Annotated in this window: 22 protein-coding genes; 9 read left to right on the top strand and 13 right to left on the bottom strand. The window is 74.7% G+C overall.

What is annotated here, in order from left to right; genetic code table 11:
- Positions 1–4 precede the first annotated feature (4 nt).
- On the top strand, positions 5–265 hold the full coding sequence (locus tag O7618_RS09085; RefSeq protein ID WP_278105569.1) for a hypothetical protein: 261 nt from the start codon (positions 5–7) through the stop codon (positions 263–265).
- 4 nt (positions 266–269) lie between these two features.
- On the opposite strand, the gene O7618_RS09080 is transcribed toward O7618_RS09085, so the two are convergent.
- Together O7618_RS09080 and O7618_RS09075 are read right to left on the bottom strand one after the other, a co-directional pair.
- On the bottom strand, positions 270–695 hold the full coding sequence (locus tag O7618_RS09080) for a hypothetical protein (protein ID WP_278105568.1): 426 nt from the start codon (positions 693–695) through the stop codon (positions 270–272).
- Positions 695–1,294 (bottom strand): TetR/AcrR family transcriptional regulator, encoded by a 600-nt coding sequence (locus O7618_RS09075; RefSeq protein WP_278105567.1) that lies wholly within the window; start codon positions 1,292–1,294, stop codon positions 695–697. Before O7618_RS09075 ends, O7618_RS09080 begins: the two co-directional genes overlap by 1 nt.
- Positions 1,295–1,368: 74 nt before the next feature.
- Between O7618_RS09075 and O7618_RS09070 the strand changes: the two genes are divergently transcribed.
- Positions 1,369–1,914 (top strand): hypothetical protein, encoded by a 546-nt coding sequence (locus O7618_RS09070; RefSeq protein WP_278105566.1) that lies wholly within the window; start codon positions 1,369–1,371, stop codon positions 1,912–1,914.
- 135 nt (positions 1,915–2,049) lie between these two features.
- On the opposite strand, the gene O7618_RS09065 is transcribed toward O7618_RS09070, so the two are convergent.
- The 4 genes from O7618_RS09065 to O7618_RS09050 all read right to left on the bottom strand — a co-directional run bounded on the left by O7618_RS09065 (position 2,050) and on the right by O7618_RS09050 (position 5,040).
- Positions 2,050–3,234 (bottom strand): low temperature requirement protein A, encoded by a 1,185-nt coding sequence (locus O7618_RS09065; RefSeq protein WP_278105565.1) that lies wholly within the window; start codon positions 3,232–3,234, stop codon positions 2,050–2,052.
- Between the two features lie 96 nt (positions 3,235–3,330).
- A complete protein-coding gene (locus O7618_RS09060; protein ID WP_278105564.1) occupies positions 3,331–4,104 on the bottom strand; it encodes an NAD-dependent protein deacylase in 774 nt (257 codons plus the stop codon).
- Positions 4,101–4,388 carry a DUF1905 domain-containing protein gene (locus O7618_RS09055; protein WP_278105563.1) on the bottom strand — a complete coding sequence of 96 codons (288 nt, stop codon included), beginning with the start codon at positions 4,386–4,388 and terminating at the stop codon, positions 4,101–4,103. The genes O7618_RS09060 and O7618_RS09055 overlap by 4 nt, the downstream gene beginning before the upstream one ends.
- Positions 4,389–4,392: 4 nt before the next feature.
- Positions 4,393–5,040, bottom strand: coding sequence for a DUF998 domain-containing protein (locus O7618_RS09050; RefSeq protein ID WP_278105562.1), 648 nt, complete (start codon positions 5,038–5,040; stop codon positions 4,393–4,395).
- A gap of 134 nt (positions 5,041–5,174) precedes the next feature.
- On the opposite strand from O7618_RS09050, the gene O7618_RS09045 reads away from it, so the two are divergent.
- The 3 genes from O7618_RS09045 to O7618_RS09035 are packed head-to-tail and all read left to right on the top strand — an operon-like array spanning position 5,175 to position 7,964.
- A complete protein-coding gene (locus tag O7618_RS09045; protein ID WP_278105561.1) occupies positions 5,175–6,458 on the top strand; it encodes a histidine kinase in 1,284 nt (427 codons plus the stop codon).
- Positions 6,446–7,105 carry a response regulator transcription factor gene (locus O7618_RS09040; RefSeq protein WP_278105560.1) on the top strand — a complete coding sequence of 220 codons (660 nt, stop codon included), beginning with the start codon at positions 6,446–6,448 and terminating at the stop codon, positions 7,103–7,105. The genes O7618_RS09045 and O7618_RS09040 overlap by 13 nt, the downstream gene beginning before the upstream one ends.
- A 31-nt stretch (positions 7,106–7,136) precedes the next feature.
- A complete protein-coding gene (locus tag O7618_RS09035) occupies positions 7,137–7,964 on the top strand; it encodes a methyltransferase domain-containing protein (RefSeq protein ID WP_278105559.1) in 828 nt (275 codons plus the stop codon).
- A 54-nt stretch (positions 7,965–8,018) separates the two neighbouring features.
- On the opposite strand, the gene O7618_RS09030 is transcribed toward O7618_RS09035, so the two are convergent.
- The 3 genes from O7618_RS09030 to O7618_RS09020 form a co-directional block, all read right to left on the bottom strand.
- A complete protein-coding gene (locus O7618_RS09030; RefSeq protein WP_278105558.1) occupies positions 8,019–8,441 on the bottom strand; it encodes an acyl-CoA thioesterase in 423 nt (140 codons plus the stop codon).
- Between the two features lie 9 nt (positions 8,442–8,450).
- The gene (locus O7618_RS09025; protein WP_278105557.1) at positions 8,451–10,091 is read right to left on the bottom strand and encodes an ABC-F family ATP-binding cassette domain-containing protein; all 1,641 of its coding nucleotides are present in this window, start codon (positions 10,089–10,091) and stop codon (positions 8,451–8,453) included.
- Positions 10,092–10,331: 240 nt separating this feature from the next.
- Positions 10,332–10,637 carry a DUF1330 domain-containing protein gene (locus O7618_RS09020; protein WP_278105556.1) on the bottom strand — a complete coding sequence of 102 codons (306 nt, stop codon included), beginning with the start codon at positions 10,635–10,637 and terminating at the stop codon, positions 10,332–10,334.
- 22 nt (positions 10,638–10,659) lie between these two features.
- On the opposite strand from O7618_RS09020, the gene O7618_RS09015 reads away from it, so the two are divergent.
- Positions 10,660–10,992, top strand: coding sequence for a putative quinol monooxygenase (locus O7618_RS09015; protein ID WP_278105555.1), 333 nt, complete (start codon positions 10,660–10,662; stop codon positions 10,990–10,992).
- A 6-nt stretch (positions 10,993–10,998) separates the two neighbouring features.
- On the opposite strand, the gene O7618_RS09010 is transcribed toward O7618_RS09015, so the two are convergent.
- The gene (locus O7618_RS09010) at positions 10,999–11,841 is read right to left on the bottom strand and encodes a S1 family peptidase (protein WP_278105554.1); all 843 of its coding nucleotides are present in this window, start codon (positions 11,839–11,841) and stop codon (positions 10,999–11,001) included.
- Between the two features lie 411 nt (positions 11,842–12,252).
- Here O7618_RS09010 and O7618_RS09005 point away from each other — a divergent pair, with 411 nt between their 5' ends.
- Positions 12,253–13,662 carry an endo-1,4-beta-xylanase gene (locus tag O7618_RS09005; RefSeq protein ID WP_278105553.1) on the top strand — a complete coding sequence of 470 codons (1,410 nt, stop codon included), beginning with the start codon at positions 12,253–12,255 and terminating at the stop codon, positions 13,660–13,662.
- Positions 13,663–13,706: 44 nt separating this feature from the next.
- Here O7618_RS09005 and O7618_RS09000 read toward each other — a convergent pair whose 3' ends face one another.
- On the bottom strand, positions 13,707–15,281 hold the full coding sequence (locus O7618_RS09000) for a Na+/H+ antiporter (RefSeq protein ID WP_278105552.1): 1,575 nt from the start codon (positions 15,279–15,281) through the stop codon (positions 13,707–13,709).
- Between the two features lie 75 nt (positions 15,282–15,356).
- The gene (locus O7618_RS08995) at positions 15,357–15,977 is read right to left on the bottom strand and encodes an L-threonylcarbamoyladenylate synthase (protein WP_278105551.1); all 621 of its coding nucleotides are present in this window, start codon (positions 15,975–15,977) and stop codon (positions 15,357–15,359) included.
- A gap of 96 nt (positions 15,978–16,073) precedes the next feature.
- Between O7618_RS08995 and O7618_RS08990 the strand changes: the two genes are divergently transcribed.
- Positions 16,074–16,439 carry a hypothetical protein gene (locus O7618_RS08990; protein WP_278105549.1) on the top strand — a complete coding sequence of 122 codons (366 nt, stop codon included), beginning with the start codon at positions 16,074–16,076 and terminating at the stop codon, positions 16,437–16,439.
- Between the two features lie 386 nt (positions 16,440–16,825).
- The gene (locus tag O7618_RS08985) at positions 16,826–20,326 is read left to right on the top strand and encodes a glycosyl hydrolase (RefSeq protein ID WP_278105548.1); all 3,501 of its coding nucleotides are present in this window, start codon (positions 16,826–16,828) and stop codon (positions 20,324–20,326) included.
- Between the two features lie 69 nt (positions 20,327–20,395).
- On the opposite strand, the gene O7618_RS08980 is transcribed toward O7618_RS08985, so the two are convergent.
- Positions 20,396–20,776: a VOC family protein gene (locus O7618_RS08980; RefSeq protein ID WP_278105547.1), complete on the bottom strand. Its 381-nt coding sequence runs from the start codon at positions 20,774–20,776 to the stop codon at positions 20,396–20,398.
- Positions 20,777–20,803 lie beyond the last annotated feature (27 nt).

Here is a 20,803-nt window from a genome sequence, read left to right as displayed (position 1 = left end):
GGCGATGAGCGAGGACGCGCTGCGCCGCCCACCGGAGGCCGACGCGCAGGAGCAGCGGCAGGACGTGACAGTCGTCGGCCCGCCCGATCCGGTGCCGGACGCGGTGCCCGAGGTGGCCGAGGCCGACCTCGCCGAGCAGGGCGTGCTGCGCCCGCCGAGCGGTCGTGCCGGCCTGGGCGAGTCGGTGCGCGACGACCTGGACCCGGCCGACGCGGTGGAGCAGAACCAGGAGATCCCACTGCCCGACGAGGACCCGCCGGGGTGACCGGTCAGCGGTCCGGGCTGTCCGCCGGGGCCATCAGCCGCAGCGCGTCGGGGTCCGGGCCGATGCGCACCGGTGTCTCTCCGTACGGCTCGCCGTCGACCTCGACGCGGGCCGGCCGGTCGGTCTCCAGCCAGAGCTGGCGGACGGCCAGGAACGGCTCGTCGCCGAGCGTGCGGCGGTGGCCGGCGGCGGCGTTGCGCGCCGTCTCGCGCGGCGGCCCGCGCCGGCTGGCCCCACCCACCGGGTACGCGACCAGCAGCCGGTCGTCGGCGTCGGCGTCGGCGGTGATCGGCCGGGCGGCGGGGAAGCCGCCGTTGGCCACGTACACCTGGTGCGTGGTGAACACGTGGTCCCGCCCCTCGGCGCGGACGGTGACCCGAAGCGCGCGGTGCCGAGCGAGCAGCCCGAGCGCGGTCAGCGGGTAGGCCACTATCCGGGAAGCGCCCGCGACCCGCCACGGACGAGCTGGTCGAGGTGCGCGCCGAGCAGGTCGCGCAGCCGCTGCGGCGTCATCCCATCGGGGTGCAGCAGCGCGTGCAGGGTCAGGCCGTCGAGCAGGGCGTGCAGCCGGGCGGTCGCGCCGTCGTCGGCCGGCCGATCCCCGGTGAGCAGCGTGACGGCGAGTTCGGCGGCGCGGCGTACGCCGTCGTCGGCCTGGGTCATCCGCTCCCGGGCGGCGGGGTCGGCCTGGGCCCGGGCGGCGAGCAGCAGCCACACCTCCGCCTCCCGGACGCGCTGGCGGTCCAGCGGTAGCAGTTCCTCCAGCACGCCCTGGGCGACCTCGCGGGCGGTTCCGGTGCGGTGCTCGGCGGTGAACCGCTCGGTCGCCTTGGCCATCACGTGGTCCATGGCGAAGACCAGCAGTTCGGTCTGGGTGGCGAAGTAGTGCCGCAGCGCGCTCGGCGACCAGCCGGCCTCGGCGGCGATGCTGCGCACCGTGGCAGCGCCGACGCCGTCGCGGTAGACCACCCGCCACATCGCCTCGGCCAGCTCCGCGCGACGGGCGTCATGGTCGACGATCTTGGGCACGGTCCCCTCCGGCGACTGGTGGACGGCGGTTGCTAGGGTTGTTGTCGCACAGCGTACTAAAACCTGGAGGCCGCATGCTCATCGGAGTCATCGTCGCGTGCGAGGTGGCGTTCTGGCTGTTCCTGGCCGCCGGGCTGGTCGCCCGGTATCCGCTGCGCCGGCCCCGCCTCGGCGCCGCGCTGCTGCTCGCCGTGCCCGCCGTCGACCTGGTCCTGCTGGCCGCCACGATCGTCGACCTGCGCGGCGGCGGCACCGCCACGTTCGCGCACGGGCTCGCCGCCGCGTACCTCGGCTTCTCGGTCGCGTTCGGGCACAGCATGGTGCGCTGGGCCGACGAACGGTTCGCGCACCGCTTCGCCGGCGGCCCGCCGCCGCGCCGCGCGCCCCGCTACGGGTGGGCCCGGGCCCGGCACGAGTGGCGCGAGTGGGGCAAGGGCATGATCGGCTGGGCGGTCGCCTGCGCGGTGCTGCTCGGCGGCGTCGCCCTGGTCGGCGACGCCGAACGCACCGAGGAGTTGTGGGCGTGGGCCGGCCGGCTCACCCTGGCCATGGCGGCCTGGCTGGTGTTCTGGCCGGTGGCCTACACCGTCTTCCCGAAACGCGCGCCGCGCGGCGCCTGAGGCTCACCCCTTGCGGCCGGTGGTCGCGATGCCCTCATGGGTAGGGTGGCGATCACGCTGCCGGCGAGGACGATCTCCCAATGCTGCTCGCCGGCGTAGCCGAACCGGTCGAGGATCACCGTGAGCCCGCGCCGGTCATTCGTGTCGGTCCACGGCGACGGCGACCAGCAGCAATCCGGCCAGCACGCCGAGCGCCGCCGCCGGAGGCAGCGCCACGCCGAGTGGCGCGAGCGCACCGACCGCCCCGGTGACCGCCAGCCGGGCCGGGCCGACCGGCTGCCCGGTGACCCGGCGGAACAGCAACCGTCCGGCGAGGTAGACCGCCGCGCCGCCGAACAGCGCCACGGTGGCCGACCGGCTCAGCCGCGCCGCCGGATCCGGGCCGGAGACGTGCGCCAGCACCTGCTCGACGCCGATCGCCAGATAGATGACGCCGGCGATCAACATCAGGTGGGTCTGGCTGTAGGCGTCCGCGGCGATCCGGTCCCGCCGGGCCGGCGCCGCCGCGCCGAGCGCGCGGGCCGCGGCGGGCGCGGTGCGGCGGAAGTAGAGCCACCACAGGCAGACCGTCGCCGTGAACCCGACCAGCGCCGCGCCCAGGACCGGCGGAGACGTCACCGCCGAGCCGGCGCCCACCCCGGCGGCGACCACCGACTCGCCCAGCGCGATGATCAGCACCAGGGTGTGCCGCTCGGCGAAGTGCGACGGGCTGCGCAGCGGCCAACTCCCCCGGCGGACGTAGGACAGGCGCTGCCCGACCACCTCCACCAGGAACGCCAGCACCCACAGCGCGGCGTGCCCGGCCCCGGTCAGCACCGCACCGAGCAGCAGCGCCACCCAGCCGACCGCGCTGACCAGCGCGAAGAAACGGATCCGGGCGCGCAGCGGCGCGTCGTCGCCGGCCGCCCGGTGGAACAGCGCCAGGTGCACCACGCGCAGCAGCACGTAGGCGAGCGCGACGAGCAACGGCCCGTCCAGCCCCGGACCGGGCGTCCAGGCCCGGGGCATGACCAGCGCGGCCACGAACAACGCCGCCATCGCGACCAGGAAGCCGCCGCGCACCACCCCCGCGTCGGCCCGCGTGTGGTTGCCCAACCAGGTGTACGACGACCAGGCGACCCAGAGCAGCACGAGCAGCAGCAGCCCGCGGCCCATGCCGGCCGGGGTGGGATCCGGCCCGACCAACGCCATGATCCGGGTGAGCGCGAAGACGAAGACCAGGTCGAAGAAGATCTCGAACGGCGTGACCCGGTGGTCCGCCGGCGCCGGCACGGGCGGGCGCGACCACCACGGGTGCCGTCCCACCCGGTCCTCTCCCACGCTCCGCCCCTCGCCGCCGCACCGCCCCCGGCCGACGGTAGGCGGCGCGGCCGGAACCGGTCGGACGATTCGGCCGCTCAGTCGGCTGGACGCCGCTCAGTCGGCGCCGTCCGCCGGCCAGGCCGCCCGGACCAACTCCGGCAACACCTCGCCCGCGCGACCACGCAGGTTGACCGCGCAGACCGCGTCCAGCGGCGTCCGGTCCGGGTTCACCTGCACCACAAGCGCGCCGAGGCGCGCCGCCACCAGCGGGATCTCGGCGGCCGGGTGGACCAGCGCGGAGGTGCCCACGGTGAGCAGCAGGTCGCAGCGGGACGCCGCCGCGACCGCGGCGTCCAGCGCCGCCGCCGGCAGCGCCTCGCCGAACCAGACCACGCCCGGCCGGACCGGGGCGGCGCACCGTGCGCAGGCCGGCGGGTCGAGCGGCCCGGCCGGCGGCCCGCCCGCGTCACCGGGCATCGGAGCGGGGTGGGCGCAGGCCGAGCAGCGGGGCGCGAACAGGCTGCCGTGCAGCCGCACCGGGTCGGGGACGCCGCCCCGCTCGTGCAGGTCGTCGACGTTCTGCGTGACGACGACGGTCTCCGGCAGCCGGGCCCGGACCGCGGCCACCGCCCGGTGCCCCGGGTTCGGCTCGGCCCGGCGCACCCCGTGCCGCCGGCTCTCGTACCAGCCCCAGACCAGGGCCGGGTCGGCGTGGAACGCGGCCGGGGTGGCGAGTCGGCCCGGGTCGTACCGTCGCCAGAGGCCGGTCTGCGCGTCCCGGAACGTCGGCACTCCGCTCTCGGCCGACATGCCGGCGCCGGTGAACACCACCGGCCGGCTCGCGGCGGCGAGCAACCGGGCCGCCCGCGCCAGGTCGTCGGCGCTCACCCGTCCACCGTCAGCCGGACGTCCACCCGGTCACCCAGCTCGATGCCCTCCGCCCGGCGCGCCGCGACCCGCAGCGGCACCAGGTAGCGCCCGTCCTTCGGCCACAGCGACGTGCGCCATCCGGTGCCGCCGATCCGGACGCCGACCGGGATCATGCCCCAGCCGGAGCTGACCGACGCCGCGGCGGCCGCCAGCGCGGCGCACTGCTCGTCGGGCACGGTCACGAAGTGGTGCGGCGCCGGCCCCCGCCAGAACCAGACCTCGCCGCTGAACGCCAGCTCCATCCGGTCAGGATAGGCACGCCGGCCGACACTCCCGGAGCAGGCGCAAGGCCGCCCACGACACCCAGCCGAACAGCGGCGCGACGGCGACCCGCTCCATGCCGCCCACCCCGATGCCCACGTCGACCCGGGCCAGGAACAGCGCGGCGCCCGCCAGCCCGACCGCGCCGAGGTGCAGGCCGGCGCCTGGCAGGTCGTCGAGCGCGGCCGGGTGGGCGGCCCGCGCCCCGAGGAGCAGACCACAGTTGCCCAGCACGAAGATCAGCACCGCGCCGAGCACGTGCCGATTCTCGTCCACGTCCGCCGGATAGACGCCGGCCAGCACGTACCCGCCTGCCGCGGCGAGCGCGCACGCCCGGGCCACGGTCGCGGCGCGGCCCCGGCCGAACGCGGTCCGGCCGACCAGGACGCCGGCCGCGAGCAGCAGCCCGACGGCGACGAGGGCGACGTTCATCGCCGGGTGCCACGGCGAGCACACGAGCCGTGGCCGGGTGGTGTCCCACACGCCGCACCCGACGTTGCCCAGGTCGCTGATGTTGTGGTGAGTCCAGTCGAAACGCGGTTCCCGCCAGGCCAGCCCGACCACGAGATTGGCGGTCAGGAACAGCGCGGTGGCGAGCAGCCAGCAGCTCGCGGTGAGCCGGTCACGAGTCATCCGTCGAGTCGACCGCGTCGCCCCGGCCGCGCGCACGGGGCGTGGCGGGCCGGTCCGGGGTAGGGCCAGACCCACCCCGCGACCGGGGTCTGGACGGCTGGGCCGGCCACCCGCCCGCTGGCTAGCGTCAGGCCATGACTCAGCCGTCGCACCTGGCCGGGGCGTTGCGCCGCCGCCACTACCCGCTCTCCGCCTGGCCCTGGCGGGCCCTGGCGTACGCCGCGACCACCCTGCCGGTCGCCGGTGTCCTGGCGGTCGCCTGGTCGGTGGTCGTCGCGCCGCTGCTGCTGGTGGTGAGCGCGCTGCGCCGGGACCGGCCGGTCGACGTGCCGGTGCTGGCCGTGCTCGCCGTGCTGGCGCTGATCGCGCTGGCCGTCGCGCCGCTGGCGAGCGCACCGGTGGCGGCGGTCGAGCGGTGGCGGCTCGGCCTGGTCGACTCCCGGCCGCTGCCCGGCCCGCTCCGGCGCGGCCCGATCGCCCGCCTCACCGGCGCGGCCGCCTGGCGGGAGGTCGCGTACACCGCCTGGCTGTCCACCGTGGTGCCGCTGGCCTACGGGACGTTCGGCCTGCTGGTGCTGCTCGACGTCGCGCTCGTCGCCGGTCCGTGGCTGACCGGCGGCGGGGAGCGGATCGTGCTGGTCTGGGACACCGTCGAGTCCCCGGCCGGAGCGGTCCCGTACGCCGTCGCCGGCGTGCTCGCCGCCCCGGCGCTGCTCTACCTGGCCGGTCTGCTGGTCGCCGGTCAGGCGGCGGTGGCCCGGTGGCTGCTCGACGGCGCGCCCGACGCCGGCGCGCTACGGGAGGTGGCCCGGTCCCGGGCCCGCCTGGTGGGCGCCTACGAGGCGGAACGCCGCCGCATCGAGCGGGACGTGCACGACGGGGCGCAGCCGCGCCTGACCAGCCTCACCCTCCAGCTCGGGCTGGCCCGCCTCGACGTGCCGGACGACTCCCCCGCCGCCCGGCCGCTCGACGCGGCGCACGAGCAGGCCAAGGAGCTGATGGTGACGCTGCGCGGCATCGTTCAGGGCATCCGCCCCCGGCAACTCACCGAGTTGGGGCTGGCCGGCGCGGTCGGTGACCTGGCCGCCCGGTCGGTGGTCCCGGTCACCGTGCGGGCCGACCTGTCCCACCCCGCGCCGGAGCTGGTCGAGACCACCGCCTGGTACGTGGTCTCTGAGGCGCTGGGCAACGTGGCCCGGCATGCCGACGCGACCCGGGCCGAGGTGCGGTTGACCCGCGCCGACCGCCGGCTGGTGGTGGAGGTCGAGGACGACGGCGGGGGCGGCGCCGACCCGGGCCGGGGCACCGGCCTGACCGGGCTCGCCGACCGGGTGGCCGCGGCGGACGGCAGGTTGCTGCTGGCCAGCCCGCCCGGCGGGCCTACAGTCGTGCGGGTGGAGCTGCCGTGCCGTCCGTGACCCGGGTCGTCCTCGCCGAGGACGAGGTCCTCCTCCGCGAGGGACTGGTGGGCCTGCTGACCCGCTTCGGCTTCGCGGTGGCCGCCGCCGTCGGCTCCGCCCCGGAGTTGCTGGACGCGGTCCGTACCCACCGACCGGACCTGGTGGTGACCGACATCCGGATGCCGCCGGAGCACCGCGACGACGGCCTGCGCGCGGCGGTGACGCTGCGCGCGGAGCGCCCGGACCTGGCCGTGGTGGTGCTGAGCCAGCACGTGCAGAGCGGGTACGCGGCGGCGCTGCTGGACAGCGGCGACGGCCGGCGGGTCGGCTACCTGCTCAAGGACCGGGTGGCCGACGTCGCCGAGTTCGCCGACACGCTGCGCCGGGTGGCGGCCGGCGGCACGGCCGTCGACCCGGACGTGGTGCGGCACCTGCTGCGCCGCCCACGCGACCCGCTCGACGCGCTCTCCCGGCGGGAGCGGGAGGTGCTGGGCCTGGTCGCCGAGGGCCACTCCAACGGGGCGATCGCGGCCCGGTTGCACGTCACCGAGGCGGCGGTCGGCAAGCACGTCGGCAACATCCTGGCCAAGCTGGACCTGCCGCCGGACGACGACACCAACCGTCGGGTGCTGGCCGTGCTCGCCTACCTGCGTGGCGGCGGCTGACAACACCCCGTCGGGGCGTGAGGATGGGCCCATGGACCCATCGCGGGACGCCGTCGATCCCCCGCCCGAGCCGGATCACCGCTACCTGCTCGACAACGCGCGGACGGAGGCGGGCGAGCGGTTCACCTGGCTGGCCGCGCTGTTCGACGGTGTCACCCGGAGCCACGTCGACCGGCTCGGGTTACGGGCGGGCTGGCGCTGCTGGGAGGTCGGCGCCGGCGGCCCCGGCGTGCCCGAGGCCCTCGCCGCGGCCGTCGGCCCGGCCGGTCACGTGCTCGCCACCGACATCGACCCGTCCTGGTTGGACCCGCGCGGCGGGTACGAGGTGCGCGAGCACGCCGTCGTCCGGGACCCGCCGCCGCAGCCCGGCACGTTCGACCTGGTGCACGCGCGGCTGGTGCTCGTGCACGTGCCCGACCGGGCCCGCGCGCTGGCCACCATGGTGGCGGCGCTGCGGCCCGGCGGTTGGCTGCTGGTGGAGGACGCCGACACCGAGCTGCAGCCGCTGGCCTGCCTGGACGAGGTCGGCCCGGCGCAGCAGCGGGCCAACACGCTGCGGCGCGCCGTCCGGGAGCTGATGACCCGCCGGGGCGCCGACATGCGCTTCGGCCGGACGCTGCCGGGGGCGTTGCGGGCGGCCGGCCTGGTCGACGTCGCGGCGTCCGGCTGGTTCCCGGTCGGCGGGCTTGCCTGCGACCGGCTGGAGGCCGCGACGGTGCGGATGGTCCGTGCCGACCTGCTCGCCGCCGGCCTGACCGGTGACGCCGAGATCGACGCGCACCTGGCCGCGGTCGACGCCGGCGACCTCGACCTCACGCTCGCGCCGCTGGTCTCGGCGTGGGGCCGCCGCCCCGCCTGACCCGCCGCCGCCCCGACCCGCCGGGCCCGGACGGCGCGACGAGCCCGGGACGGCTCACAGGCTCATCGGCGCCGGGTCGACGGCCAGCGCCCGCAACCGCTCGCCCGGCTCGGGCACCAGCCGCCGGGCGGCCAGGTCGAGCAGGCCGCCGACCCCGGTCACCGCGGCGACCGGGGTCCCGTCCGGGCGGGTGAAGTCCTGCACGATGCCGAACGTCCTGCCCTCGCCCCAGCGGAACTCGCAGGTGACGTCGACCTCGTCGCCGCCGCGCAGCTCCCGCAGGTAGCGCACGGTCACCTCCAGGGCGACGGGTCCGACGCCCGCGGCGAGCAACCGGTCCTGGGCGATCCCGGCGGCGCGCAGGCACTCCCAGCGGGCGTGCTCGGCGTATTGAAGGTAGACCGCCTGGTTGAGGTGTCCCTGGGTGTCCAGCTCGTAGCCGCGCACGGTGACCCGCACCCGGAATGGATCTGCCATGCCCGCAGACTAGCCAGCCTCCCCCGGCGCGCGGGTCTCGGCCAGCGCGCCGTCGGCCAGCCGCAGCCACCGGTCCACGCCGATCGCGGCCAGGAACCGCGGGTCGTGGCTGACCACGATCATCGCCCCCCGGTAGCCGCCGAGCGCGCTCTCCAACTGCGCGACGCTGTCCAGGTCGAGGTTGTTGGTGGGCTCGTCGAGCAGCAGCAACTGCGGCGCCGGCGAGGCGTTCAGCACGCAGGCCAGGGTGGCCCGCAGCAGTTCACCGCCGGAGAGCACCCGCACCGGCAGGTGCGCCCGGTCGCCGCGGAACAGGAACCGGGCCAGCAGGTTCATCCGCTCGGCGTCGGCGAGCCCGGGCGCGAACGCGGCGAGGTTCTCGGCGACCGTACGCGCCGGGTCGAGCAGGTCCAGCCGTTGTGACAGGTACGCCACCCGGCCCTCGACCCGGGTGGCGGTGCCGGCGACCGGCGCCTGGTCGCCGCTGACCAGGCGCAGCAGCGTGGACTTGCCGGCGCCGTTGCCACCGGTGAGCGCGATCCGTCCCGGCCCCCGGACGGTCAGGTCGACGCCGTCGCCGGCGAACACCGACCGGCCGTCGTACCCGGCGCGCAGCCTCTCGCCGTGGAAGACGGTCCGGCCGGCCGGCACGGCGGTGTCGGGCAGGTCGATCACGATCCGGTCGTCCTGGCGGGCGGCCCGGCTGGCCTGGTCCAGCCGGGTCTGCGCGTCGCCGACGCGCGCGGCGTGCGTCTCGGCGGCCCGACCGGCCGAGACCTGGGCGTCGCGCTTGAGGCCACCGGCGACGATCCGGGCCAGCCCGGCGTCGGGCAGGTTCCGCGCGGCGGTGGAGGCGCGACGGGCGGCGCGTTCCCGGGCCTGCTGCAGCTCCCGTCGCTGTCGCTTGAGGTCCTGCTCGGCGGTGCGGACCTGCCGTTCGGCGACCTCGCGCTCGGCGCGCACCGTCTCCTCGTAGGCGGTGAAGGCGCCGCCGTACCAGCGGATCTCGTCGTCCTCCAGGGAGGCGATGCGGTCCATCTCGTCGAGCAGCGCCCGGTCGTGGCTGACCACCAGCAGGCAGCCGGTCCACCCACGCAGCACCGCGGTGAGCCGCTCCCGGGCCGCCTCGTCGAGGTTGTTGGTCGGCTCGTCGAGCAGCAGCACGTCCGGGCGGCGCAACAGTTGCGCGGCCAGGCCGAGGGAGATCACCTGGCCGCCGCTGAGCGTGCCGAGGCGACGGTCGAGTGCCAGCTCGCCCAGGCCCAGCCGGTCCAACTCGGCCCGGGTGCGCTCCTCCACGTCCCAGTCGTCGCCGACGGCGGTGAAGTGCTCCTCGCGGGCGTCGCCGGCCTCGATGGCGTGCAGCGCGGCGACGGCCCGGTCGACGCCGAGCACCTGCGCGACGGTCTGGTCGACGGCGAACGGCAGGTGCTGGGGCAGGTAGCCGAGGACACCGTGGACGGTGACCGTGCCGGCGGTCGGGCGCAGCTCGCCGGCGATCAGCCGCAGCAGCGTGGTCTTGCCGGCGCCGTTGAGGGCCACCAGGCCGGTCCGGCCGCCGGGCACGGAGAAGGACAGGTCGGTGAAGACCGGAGAGTCGTCCGGCCAGGAGAAGGTGAGCGCGGAGCTGACGACGTAGGCGTCGGACATGATCGACCTCGGGAAGGAAGCGCCGGAGCGCGACGGGGCGCCCGGCGGTGGCAGGGGGACGACGAAGGGGGCCGCGGCGACGTCGCGGGGTGCGCGCGTCGGCGGCCGTCCGGGGCTCTCACCCGGAGATGTCGTCGTCACCTGCCATGATCACTCCGATGTTCGGGGTCCGTTTCCACCCTAGCTCACCGCTGGCACATCGGCGTGCGGCACGGCTGGGTGCGCCACCGGCTCTGGGCGTCAGGCCGGCCAGGCGTGGCCGATCCCGTCGAGCAGCAGGAGCACCCCGTCGGTGGCCGCCTCCCGGTCGCGGGCGATCCGCACGTACTCCGGCGAGGTGGACCACCGCTCGAAGTCCTCCCGGCTGTCGAAGGACAGCAGGACCACCTTGTCGTGCGGCCACTCGCCGGACACCACCCGGGGGGCGGTGTCGGCGGCGAGCAGCCGGCCGCCGTGCCGGGCCAGCACCGGCAGGAAGGCGGCGACGTACCTGTCGTAGCGCGCCCGGTCGTGGACGGTGAGCTGCGCGAGGGCGTAGACGGTCACCGCGCCAGGCTAGCCTCTACCCATGATCTTCATCACCGCCAAGTTCCGCGTCCGGCCGGCCGACGCCGACCACTGGCCCGAGATCGCCGCCGACTTCACCGCCGCCACCCGCGCCGAGCCCGGCTGCCTGTGGTTCGACTGGTCCCGCAGCCTCGACGACCCGACCGAGTACGTGCTGGTCGAGGCGTTCCGCGACGACCAGGCGGGCGCGGCGCACGTGCAGTCGGCGCACTTCCGCGAGGCGCGGCGCACGCTGCCGCCGCACCTCGCGGAGACGCCGCGGATCGTCAACGCCACCGTGCCGCAGGACGACTGGTCGCTCCTGGGTGAGCTGGCCGTGCCCGGCGACGCCTGACGCCGGTCACGGGATACTCAGGCCGTAGGCGGCGAGGATCTCCAGGATCGGCTGGTAGTAGCTGGTGCCACCGCTGGCGCAGTTGCCGCTGCCGCCGGAGAGGATGCCGAGGACGGTGCCGGTCGCGGCCACGTAGAGTGGGCCGCCGCTGTCCCCCGGCTCGGCGCAGATGTTGGTGCGGATCAGCCCGGTGACGCTGCCCTCGGCGTAGTTGACGGTCTGGTTCAGGCCGGTGACCAGGCCGCACCGCACGCCGGTGGTGGCGCCGCTGCGGCAGACCGCCTGCCCGACGTACGCGCTGCCCGCCCCGGAGATGGTCACCTGGCCGGGGTACGTGTAGACGGCGCTGGGGTGGGCGACCCTGCCGGTGTAGCGGACCACCCCGTAGTCGTTGCCGGGGAAGCTGCTGCCGGTACGGGAGCCCAGCACGCTGGTGCGCGCGCTGTCGGAATACCAGGTGGCACCGAGGTTCGTGCAGTGTCCGGCGGTGACGAAGTACCAGGTGCTGCCGCTGCGCGCGTTCGCGCCGAGCGAGCAGCGCCCACCGCCGGTGTAGACCGCCTGGCCGCCGGCGATCAGTGTGCGCAGCCGGCCGGGCTGGTGCCGCAGCACCGCCCCGGACCGGTCGGCGGCCCGGCGCACCGCGGCCAGTTCGGCTCCGCGTACGGTCTCGTCGACGGTGACGGTCAGGCGGCCGGTGGCCGGGTCGTGGCCCCAGGCGGTACCGGCGGTGCGCACCTCGGCGAGCGACGCGGGCGTGGCGGGCCGGGCCGCGCCGGCCCGGGCCGCGGCCGGGGTGACGGCGAGCAGCGCGGCGAGCGCGAGGAAGACGAGCGACGGTCGGCGCATCAGGACCCCTCCATCGTCAATAATCGATATGTTGCCAGCATCGCCCGACGCCGCCCCGCGGTTCAAGCTCCGGCGGCGGTCCGGTGGTGGACAGCGCGCCGCCCCGGCGGGGCCGGGTGCCGAAACTTTCGGGGCCGGCGCACCCGGGCCACCCTGGCGCGTCCACCGCCTGCGGCCGGCGCATTCCCGCCCTGGGGCCTCGTCGACGGCGGGGGAATCGAGACATCGAGAGCGTTGAGTTTTCGGAATTCTTCCGGTAGGCTCTCCGGACAGATTCGCTTCGATCACTCCACGGTGACGGGGAGCCACTCCCCACCCGCGCGGCCTCCGGGCGGCCGCGTCCGAGCCGACACCGTGGCGGGCGGTGGTCGAGGTGGACCTTCCCATTGGTCAGGCTAGGAGAGGCTTCAGATGGACAAGGTGTTCGCCCGCACCAGCCACAGCGCGGCAGCCCGGCCGCGTGCCGCGGTGGTGTCGATGCTCGCCGGAGCCGCGGCGGTCGCGGCCACGGTCGCGGTCGCGACAAGCGCCAGTGCCGGCACCACGCTCGGCGCGTCGGCGGCGGAGCAGGGCCGCTACTTCGGCACCGCGGTGGCCGCGAACAAGCTGTCCGACGGCACGTACGTCGGCATCCTGAACCGCGAGTTCAACATGGTCACGCCCGAGAACGAGATGAAGTGGGACGCCACCGAGCCGTCCCAGAACCAGTTCAACTACAGCAGCTCCGACCGGATCGTCGCGCACGCGCAGGCCAACGGCATGCGGGTCCGTGGCCACGCGCTGGCCTGGCACTCGCAGCAGCCGGGCTGGGCGCAGAACATGTCCGGCACCGCGCTGCGCAACGCGATGGTCAACCACATCACCCAGGTCGCCACCCACTTCAAGGGCAAGATCTACTCCTGGGACGTGGTGAACGAGGCGTTCGACGACGGCAACGGCGGTCGCCGCGACTCGAACCTCCAGCGCACCGGCAACGACTGGATCGAGGTCGCGTTCCGCACCGCCCGCGCCGCCGACCCGGGCGCCAAGCTCTGCTACAACGACTACAACACCGACAACTGGACCTGGGCCAAGACGCAGGGCGTCTACAACATGGTCAAGGACTTCAAGGCCCGGGGTGTGCCGATCGACTGCGTCGGCTTCCAGTCGCACTTCAACAGCGGCTCGCCGTACCCGGGCAACTACCGCACCACGCTGCAGAACTTCGCCGACCTCGGCGTCGACGTGCAGATCACCGAGCTCGACATCGAGGGCTCCGGCAGCGCCCAGGCCACCACCTACGGCAACGTGGTGAAGGACTGCCTGGCCGTGGCGCGGTGCAACGGCATCACCGTCTGGGGCATCCGGGACAGCGACTCCTGGCGGGCCAGCGGTACGCCGCTGCTCTTCGACGGCAGTGGCAACAAGAAGGCGGCGTACACCTCGACGCTCAACGCGCTGAACGCCGGCGGCACCACGCCGCCGACCAGCACGCCGCCCACCAGTACGCCGCCCACCAGCACCCCGCCCACCAGCACCCCGCCGCCGGCGGGCGCCTGCACCGCGTCGCTCACCACCAACCAGTGGCAGGGCGGCTTCGTCACCAACGTCCGGGTCACCGCCGGCGGCAGCGCGCTCAACGGTTGGTCGGTGACGCTGACCGTGCCCGCCGGCTCGTCGGTGACCAACACGTGGAGCGCCCAGGCCAGCGGTTCCAGCGGCCAGGTGACGTTCCGCAACGTCGACTACAACCGCCAGGTCGGCGCCGGCGGCAGCACCGAGTTCGGCTTCCAGGGGACGGGCACCGCCCCCTCCGGCACGGTGAGCTGCACGGCAGGCTGACCACCCGTGGCCCGGCGCGGTGAGGTGCCGCGCCGGGCCACGGCTCAGTCCTCCACCTCGGGGCCGAGCAACCGGACCTCCTCGATGTCGGTGGCCGCCTGGAACTCGCGCAGCACCGCGTCGTCGATCTGGTTGGAGTTGCGCAGCCGGGTGACCGCCTGACGCTTGCGGTCCAGGATCTCCAACTGCACCCGGCGAACCAGTTCCCGCTCCCGCTCCGCCTCCTCGCCGCGCGGGCTGCGGACGTCGTCCAGGTGGTCCTGGTAGCCGGCGCGGAGCCGGTCCACGGTGTCCGGCGCGACGCCCAGGTCGGCGGCGACCGACGGCAGCGCCTCCAACGCCGCCTCGGTGGCCCGGATCCGCGCCCGGCGCACCTCGTCCTCGCGTTCCCGGTCGCCGGTCAGCCGGGCCCAGCTCACCACCGCGGGCAGGGTGGTGCCCTGCACCACCATGATCAGCACGATCACCACCACGGTGACGAAGATGATCAGATCGCGCTCGTGCACCCGCGTGCCGTCGTGCGTGGTCACCGGCACGGCCAGCGCCGCGGCGAGCGAGACCGCACCCCGGAACCCGGCCCAGCCCGCCGCGGTGCGCATCCGCGCGTCGAAGTGCGCCGAGCGCCGCGACTGCCGCCGGTCGACGCTCTGCAACGCGGACACCGACAGGTGCACCCAGCCCAGCCGGGTGGCCACCACGACCAGCGCGACCAGCACCGCGATGCCGAACGACGCGGCCGGCGAATGGCTGGTGATGCTGCGCAGCGAGCCCGGGACCTGCATGCCGAGCAACACGAACAGACTGCCGTTGATCATAAAGGTGGACAGGTCCCAGAACGCGTAGGCGGTGAGCCGGGAGCGGGCCCGGATCACCCGCGGACCCGCGTACGACAGCAGCAGGCCGGAGACGACCACCGCGAGCACCCCACTGGCGTGCGCCGCGTCGGCGAGCAGGAACGCGACGAACGGGGTCAGGATGCTCAGCCCACCCTCACGCATCGGATCGTCGAGGTGCCTGCGGATCAACACCACCAGACCGCCGACGAGCAGCCCGGCCACCACCCCGCCCAGCGACTTGCCGACGAACTGGCCGGTCAGCGAGAACGCGCCGGGCACCCGGCCGCCCGCGATCACGCCGGCCGCGACCGCGAACAGCACCAGCGCCGTACCGTCGTTGACCAGGCTCTCCGCGCGCAGCGTGGTGAGGATGCCGCGCGGCATCCGCTTGGCCAGGCCGGCGACCGCGGCGGCGTCGGTCGGTGCCAGGACCGCGCCGAGCACCCAGGCGGCGGCCGGCTCCACACCGAGGGCCTGCGCGACGTACGCGACCGCGACCATCGTGATGATCACCAGCGCGACGGCCAGCAGCACGATCACCGCCAGATTGGCGCGGATCTCGCGGAGGCTGATCACCAGACTCTCCCGGTAGAGGATCGCCGGCAGGAACAGCACCAGCACCACCTCGGGTTCGAGCACCACGTTCTCGAACGGCGGCAGCAGGCCCAGCAACGCGCCCATCGAGATGAGCAGCACCGGCGGCGCGACGCTGTACCGGCCCCCGACGGTGGTGCCGACGAGCACGGTGACGCAGAGCACCGTGATCAGCACGAGTGCGCCCACGCCGTACCCCCGTCACCGTCCGCCGGGTCCACCGTGCCGCACGGTGCGACCGGGTGGGGCGGAACGGCCTGATCTCTACTCGAAGCGGGACGGGTCGCCGACGCCCCGGCGCAGGATCTCCGGCACGTCGCCGGAGAGGTCGACCACGGTGGTGGGTTCCAGCCCGCAGTCCCCGGCGTCGACCACGGCGTCGACCAGGTGGTCGAGACGTTCCTTGATCTCCCAGCCCTGGGTCATCGGCTCCGGCTCGTCGGGCAGCAGCAGCGTGCTGGACAGCAGCGGCTCACCCAACTCGGCGAGCAGCGCCTGGGTGACGGTGTGCTTCGGCACGCGCGCGCCGACCACCCGCCGGCGCGGGTCCTGCAGCCGACGGGGCACCTCGGAGGTCGCCGGGAGCAGGAACGTGTAGCTGCCCGGGATCACGGCCTTGACCTGCCGGAAAACCGAGTTGCTGAGCTTGACGAACTGGCCGAGCTGGGCGAAGTCGGCGCACACCAGCGTGAACGGGTGCCGCTCGTCGAGCCGGCGGATGTCCCGGATCCGCTCCACGCCGGCCCGGTTGTCGAGCCGGCAGCCGAGGGCGTAGCACGAGTCGGTCGGGTAGACGATCACCCCGTCGGCGCGCAGCAGGTCCACCACCTGCCGGATCACCCGCGGTTGGGGATTGTCCGGATGCAGGTCGTAGTACCTCGCCACGCCGGTCAGCCTATGCCCGTTCCCGATCACCCGCAGGTTGGGCAGGCGTCGGTTCCGGAAACAGGTCAGGGCCGTTTCACCACAGGGGGGACCACCATGTCCGCATCCACCACCGACCGTGCCACCGACCGTCCCGCGGAGGTGACCGACCCACTGCTGTGGGACCTGTCCGCCGCGGTGGCGGACGCGCACCAGCCCGACGCGGAGCGGGCGTGCGCAAGCCCGAGTTGCGCCGGCGCCGCCTGGCCGTGGGCCGCCTGGGACACCGCCCAGGTCGGGCTGAGCGCCGCCCGCACACCGAGCACCGTCACCGCGCCGCCGCACACCGCAGCGTGGCACACCGGGGCGTGGCACACCGGGGCGTCGCACCCCGGGGTACGGCCCGCCGCCGACGGCGATGGTCCGGGCCCCACCCCGGCGCCGGTGACCGGCGAGGACCGTCTCGTCGCCACCGCCGCCTGATCCCGACCGCACACCGATCGCGGTCCGGCCGCGCCGCGACGCGTCACCTCCGGTCGCCGCGTTCACCCGCGGGCGATCCCACCCGATCCGAGCGGGCCGCATCGCACACCCACCGCGTTCCACCCACCGCCAGCACCGGTCGTGGGTGGAACGCCATGGGTGTCTCGCGGAGCGTTGACGCTTCGACCGCGAGTGGTGGCTGTGGGCGGTTCGGGGAGCGCGGGGGGAGGGGAAGGGCAGTCGCCGCGCGGCGCAGAGAGCGCTCTCTTTGGTAACGACACATTGACGGACGCGTAACCGGAACCTAATCTCGCTTCTCAAGAGAGCGCTCTCTCGACTGTCGGACCGCCATCCGAACACCACCTTCTCCTCTGAAGGGGACCTCCATGACACTCCCCCTGCGGAACGTCTCCCCCGTACCCCCGCCTGCCTCGTCACCCTCCCCCACCCGCCGGCGTCGCCGCCGGGTGACCGCCCTCGCCGCCGTCTCCGTCCTCGCCGCCGGCCTGCTCGGTGTCGTCGTCGGCGGTGGCGGCACCGCCGCCGCCGGCACCGTCGGCGCGGGCAGCTACACCGAGACGCTGCCGCCCGGCGCCGCGCTGCCCAAGGGCTGCGGCACGGTCAGCACCAACCCCCGGATCTTCGCCACGGCGGACGCCCCGGCCGGCGCGATCCCCACCAACGACTGGTGGTCCTCGCTCATCTGGAAGCGCAACACCTGCGGGGGCAGCGAGAACCTCCAGGCCCACCCGCTGGCGTTCAAGGCCGAGAACAACGGCCTCGGGCTCTCCTACACGAGCACGCCGGCGATCAGCGGCACCGCCACCGGGGTCGGCGAATACCACTACCCGTACCGCGAGGACGTTCGGATCGGGGTGGCCGGGCTGGCCGCGCCGGTGGTCAAGGCCGCCGACTGGACGGACTGGACGGTCACCGCCGACTGGAGCGACGGCAGCCGGAGCATGCGGGCCACCATCGGTCACGGGCTGCCGTTCAGCTACTACACCGTGACCGGTGGCGGCGCCGCGCAGCTCACCGCCACCGCGACGCCCACCGTGTGGCGCAACTCCGGCGCCACCATCGGCTTCACGGTCAACGGCCACGACTACGTCGCGTACGGGCCGACCGGCTCGACCTGGACCGTCAACGGCGCCGGCATCAGCTCCACGCTGGCCGGCAAGGGCTACTTCTCGGTCGCGGTGCTGCCCGGCGGCGCGGACAAGGCGGCCCTGGCCGACACCTACGGCCGGTACGCGCACGCGCACGTCACCGGCACCCGGATGAGCTACGCCTACGACCCGGCGACCGGTGCGGTGCGCACCACCTACGCGTTCACCACCACGCCCCGCGAGGGCACCGAGACGAAGACCGTGGTGGCGCTCTACCCGCACCAGTGGCGCAGTCTCACCGGCGCCACGCCCATCACCCCGACGTACGTCTCGCCCCGCGGCGCCATGCGGGTGCTGGCCGGCGTGCCGTCGTTCACCACCGCGATGCGCTTCACCGGCGTGCTCCCCGAGGTGCCGGCCGTCGGCGACTCCACCGGCGCGGACCTGGGCACGGTCACCAACTACCTCAACGCCGAGCTGGCCAACCCGGAGGGGATCAGCGGCCAGGACACGTACTGGGCGGGCAAGGGTCTCGGCCGGGCCGCCCGGATCGCCGAGATCGCCGACCAGCTCGGGCTGGCGCCGGTCCGCGACAAGGCGGTGGCGGCCATGAAGGCCCGGCTCACCAACTGGCTCACCGCCTCCTCCGGCGAGACCAGCCAGCTCTTCTACTACGACCGCAACTGGGGCACGCTGATCGGCTACCCCGCCTCGTACGGCTCCGACGAGGACCTCAACGACCACCACTTCCACTACGGCTACTTCATCGCCGCGGCGGCCACCCTGGCCAAGTTCGACCCCGGCTGGGCCGACGACACCCGCTACGGCGGCATGGTCGACCTGCTGATCCGGGACGCCAACAACTACGACCGGGCCGACAACCGCTTCCCCTACCTGCGGGACTTCGACATCTACGCGGGCCACGACTGGGCCTCCGGGCTGGCGCCGTTCTTCGCCGGCAACAACCAGGAGTCGTCCTCCGAGGGGATGAACTTCGCCAACGCGCTGATCCAGTGGGGCCAGGCCACCGGGAACACCGCCGTCCGTGACGCCGGCGTCTACCTGTGGACCACCCAGTCCGCGGCCATCTCGGAATACTGGTTCGACGTGCACGACGAGAACTTCCCGACCGGTTTCCAGCACAAGACCGTCGGCATGGTGTGGGGCGACGGCGGCGCGTACGCCACCTGGTTCTCGTCCGCGCCCGAGATGATCCAGGGCATCAACATGCTGCCCATCACCGGCGGTCACCTCTACCTGGGCGAGTACCCGGAGTACGTCAAGGCCAACTACGCGGAGCTGCTCGCCAACAAGGGCGGCCCGCCGACGGTGTGGCAGGACATCATCTGGGAGTTCCTCGCCCTCGGCGACGGCGACCAGGCGCTGCGCAACTTCCGGGCGAACAGCACCTTCGCCAGCGAGGAGGGCGAGAGCAAGGCGCACACGTTCCACTGGATCCGCAACCTGGCCGCGCTGGGCACTGTGGACACCTCGGTCACCGCGAACCACCCGCTGGCCAAGGTGTTCAAGAAGGGCACCGAGCGCACCTACGTGGCGTCGAACATCACCGCCGCGCCGCTGACCGTCACGTTCTCCGACGGCACCACGCTCGCCGTGCCGGCCGGGAAGACCGTCACCTCCGGGGCGTACGCCTGGAGCGGTGGCAGCGCCACCGGCGGCGTGACGGTGCCGACCGGTCCCCCGCCGACCGGGACGCCCACGCCCACCCCGACCACGCCGAGCCCGACGCCGACCAGCGCCAGCCCGACGTCGACGCCGACCGGCCCGAGCCCCAGCCCGAGCACCCCGACGCCGCTGGAGCCGACCCGCTACCTGCGCTCCGGCGGGGAGCTGGCCGGCACGGCCGGCCCGGCGGGCACGGTCACGGTGGCCCCGGCCAACGGCAACCACGACGGGTCGCCGGCCAACCCGCAGGTGTTCACCGCCACCGGGCTGACCGGCACCTACACCGGCGGGAACACCGCCTTCGACCTGGCCGTCGACGCCGGCACCTCGGTCGGCAACGGGGTCCAGGCCCGGGTCTCCTACGACCTGACCGGCGACGGCACCTTCGACCGGGTGGAGACCTACCGGTACTACGCCACCGACCCGGTGACCGGCGTGGAGCACTACCGGCACACCCAGGGGCTGGCCTCGGCCACCGGCACGCTCGGCGACCTGGCCAGCGGCACGGTCCGGATCGAGGTGTGGAACGCGATCGGCGCCGGCCCCACCTCGCTCGGCGTCGGTGACGCGTCCCGCCTGGTCCTGCCGTACGCCGGCACCACCGCCACCACCGCCACCACCACGCCCCCGGCGACCGGCGGGTTCACCGCCGAGCGGCACCTGGTGGGGCCGGCCGGCCTGGCCGGCGCCGCCGGCGCGGCGGCCACGATGACGGTACCGGCGACGGGCGGGGAACCGCTGCGATTCACCGCCTCCGGCCTGACCGCCCGCTACACCGGCGGGGCGACCGGGTTCGACCTGCAGCTCGACGCGGGCACGACGGTCGGCAACGGCACCCAGGTCCGGGTCTCCTACGACCTGACCGGCGACGGCACCGCCGACCGGGTGGAGACCTACCAGTACTTCGCCACCGGCCCGGTGCCGGGCTGGGAGCACTACACCCAGGCCCGGGGCCTGCTCTCCGGCGTCGGGACGCTCGGTGACCTGGCCGGCGGCACGGTGACCGTGGAGGTGTTCAACGCCATCGGCGGCGGGCCCAGCACGCTCGGCACCGGTGACCGCTCGACCGTCACGCTGCCCTTCGGGGCGTGACACCGACCGGAGCCCCGGCCGTCGGACGGCCGGGGCTCCGGTTCGTCCGCCCCACACCGGGTCGGCGGCTCACGGCCAGCGGGTGGCGGTGGACGCGAACAGCTCCGGGTCGCTGGCCACCGGGATCACGCAGACCAGGTGGCCGCCGGGCGCGCGCAGCACGTGGCAGTCCTGCCAGCGGGAGACCGGCGTGGCGCCCAGCCCGCGCAGCCGCGCCACCTCGGCGGGCACGTCGTCGGTCTCGATGTCGAGGTGGTGCCGGGGCGCGTCGTCGACCGCCTGCACGGCGGTGACCAGCCCCGGGACCACGTCGGCCAGGCCGGTGAACTCGGGCTCGGACGGGTCGGTGCGGACCGGCGCGCCGAGCGCGGCGGACCAGAACGCGGTGACCTCCCCGGCCGACTCCCGGGGCGCGTCGATGATCAGTGCGTAGAGCCGGGACCGGTGCATGGGAAGACCCTAGCCACGGCCGCCGGT

It is taken from the genome of Micromonospora sp. WMMD980 (assembly GCF_029626035.1).
In the GTDB taxonomy this organism is placed as follows: domain Bacteria; phylum Actinomycetota; class Actinomycetes; order Mycobacteriales; family Micromonosporaceae; genus Micromonospora.
The sequence above is the reverse complement of the archived record's forward strand: the minus strand, read 5'-3'. Positions and strand labels throughout refer to the sequence as shown.

Coding starts and splice junctions, on each gene's coding strand:
- O7618_RS09085 (WP_278105569.1), top strand. CDS start 5: ATGAGCGAGGACGCGCTGCGCCGCCCACCGGAGGCCGACGCGCAGGAG.
- O7618_RS09070 (WP_278105566.1), top strand. CDS start 1,369: ATGCTCATCGGAGTCATCGTCGCGTGCGAGGTGGCGTTCTGGCTGTTC.
- O7618_RS09055 (WP_278105563.1), bottom strand. CDS start 4,388: ATGGAGCTGGCGTTCAGCGGCGAGGTCTGGTTCTGGCGGGGGCCGGCG.
- O7618_RS09050 (WP_278105562.1), bottom strand. CDS start 5,040: ATGACTCGTGACCGGCTCACCGCGAGCTGCTGGCTGCTCGCCACCGCG.
- O7618_RS09045 (WP_278105561.1), top strand. CDS start 5,175: ATGACTCAGCCGTCGCACCTGGCCGGGGCGTTGCGCCGCCGCCACTAC.
- O7618_RS09035 (WP_278105559.1), top strand. CDS start 7,137: ATGGACCCATCGCGGGACGCCGTCGATCCCCCGCCCGAGCCGGATCAC.
- O7618_RS09030 (WP_278105558.1), bottom strand. CDS start 8,441: ATGGCAGATCCATTCCGGGTGCGGGTCACCGTGCGCGGCTACGAGCTG.
- O7618_RS09025 (WP_278105557.1), bottom strand. CDS start 10,091: ATGTCCGACGCCTACGTCGTCAGCTCCGCGCTCACCTTCTCCTGGCCG.
- O7618_RS09015 (WP_278105555.1), top strand. CDS start 10,660: ATGATCTTCATCACCGCCAAGTTCCGCGTCCGGCCGGCCGACGCCGAC.
- O7618_RS09010 (WP_278105554.1), bottom strand. CDS start 11,841: ATGCGCCGACCGTCGCTCGTCTTCCTCGCGCTCGCCGCGCTGCTCGCC.
- O7618_RS09005 (WP_278105553.1), top strand. CDS start 12,253: ATGGACAAGGTGTTCGCCCGCACCAGCCACAGCGCGGCAGCCCGGCCG.
- O7618_RS08990 (WP_278105549.1), top strand. CDS start 16,074: ATGTCCGCATCCACCACCGACCGTGCCACCGACCGTCCCGCGGAGGTG.
- O7618_RS08985 (WP_278105548.1), top strand. CDS start 16,826: ATGACACTCCCCCTGCGGAACGTCTCCCCCGTACCCCCGCCTGCCTCG.
- O7618_RS08980 (WP_278105547.1), bottom strand. CDS start 20,776: ATGCACCGGTCCCGGCTCTACGCACTGATCATCGACGCGCCCCGGGAG.